Annotated in this window: 1 protein-coding gene and 1 tRNA gene; both read left to right on the top strand. The window is 41.1% G+C overall.

Annotated elements, in window-relative coordinates; translation table 11 throughout:
- Positions 1 to 348 precede the first annotated feature (348 nt).
- A tRNA-Met gene (locus JX312_RS13710) sits at positions 349 to 422 on the top strand.
- Between the two features lie 134 nt (positions 423 to 556).
- On the top strand, positions 557 to 1,225 hold the full coding sequence (locus JX312_RS13705) for a Crp/Fnr family transcriptional regulator (RefSeq protein WP_204458476.1): 669 nt from the start codon (positions 557 to 559) through the stop codon (positions 1,223 to 1,225).
- The last annotated feature ends 104 nt before the right edge of the window (positions 1,226 to 1,329 follow it).

Raw genomic sequence — 1,329 nt, 5'->3', positions numbered from 1 at the left:
CGAAGCGCGATTNTCTGATACAAGAAACCGCTTGCCGGGTTCCCATTCGCCAAGTTTTGGCACCTTCAGAACTTCCATAAGTTTTTCTTCAGGCGAAATTTCGATCTGCCTGCGCTCGCTCCTGGAAAGTTTAATTGTCTTGGTGCTCTCTATACCTGTATGACAACTCATTGTCACACAACAAAATACCACACAATATAATATATATGTATATTTAGTCATCCCTTAAGATTGTAAAAAATTCTTTCAAAATTAGTGAAAATTTTTGAGGAAATCTTTGTCATATCAAAAAATATATATACCTTTGCACTCGCAAAACGGAAACAACGGTTTCCAGACTGCTAAAACGGCGGGATAGCTCAGTTGGTTAGAGCGTCGGATTCATAACCCGGAGGTCTCGAGTTCAATTCTCGATCCCGCTACTGCAAAGGCGAGCTTTTTCAAAGCTCGCCTTTTAACTTTAACCCGATTCGATTGTTAATTTAACAAATGGGGTGTATCGGAAAGAACCGCATATTCTCCATTAATCTTAATTTTTAACATACCGGTTATCGCTATGGCAACAATGTACGAGACAATCATGAATCTGCCGCTCTTCAAAGGATTGAGCCATGAGCAGGTTTCTGCATTTCTTGAAAAGACACACATCACATTCTCAAAATACTCAGACAATGAAAAGATTGTTTCCGCAGAAGACCGTGCGGATGTGGTAAAATGCGTAATTTCGGGCAAGATTCGCGTAGCACACCGCATCGGCAAAGACAACACTCTGAAAATAACAGAGCTGCAACACAATAACAATGTGCTTGGCGCAGACCGGCTATTCGGCATGGATACCACCTGCGGATTCGAGGCATATGCTGTCGGGAATGTGAGCACTATGGAATTCAGCAAGGAACAATATATGGGTCTGCTGTCTTCCGGTTCAATATACCTATTGAATTACCTGAATTTCCTGTCATACCGCGCACAAATCCGCTATTCCATATTTGAAACATATCCCGAAGGCGGACTGAAAGCGATATGCTCCCGTCTTATCAAAGCGTATTGTTCAAAAAACTCTCAAGAGATATCCCTCTCGTTTGACATGAACAGTTTTGCCAAATTCTGCAATATGGACACCGAAACATTATATAGGGAAATGATATGTCTTGAAAACACCGGGATAATAAGAAGAACCCCCGTTGGATTCATTGTCTTATCTCTTTCAGAAATCATCGATTGAAAAACGGAATGAAGCCTGCAGTGAAAACTGCAGGATGAAAACTGCAGACTCTGTCCAAAGCCGGTTTCACATACTTTTTTTTGACATNCGCAATATATTGGTTA

The organism is Barnesiella sp. CU968, assembly GCF_905219685.1.
Classification (GTDB): Bacteria; Bacteroidota; Bacteroidia; order Bacteroidales; family Muribaculaceae; genus Lepagella; species Lepagella muris_A.
The sequence above is the reverse complement of the archived record's forward strand: the minus strand, read 5'-3'. Positions and strand labels throughout refer to the sequence as shown.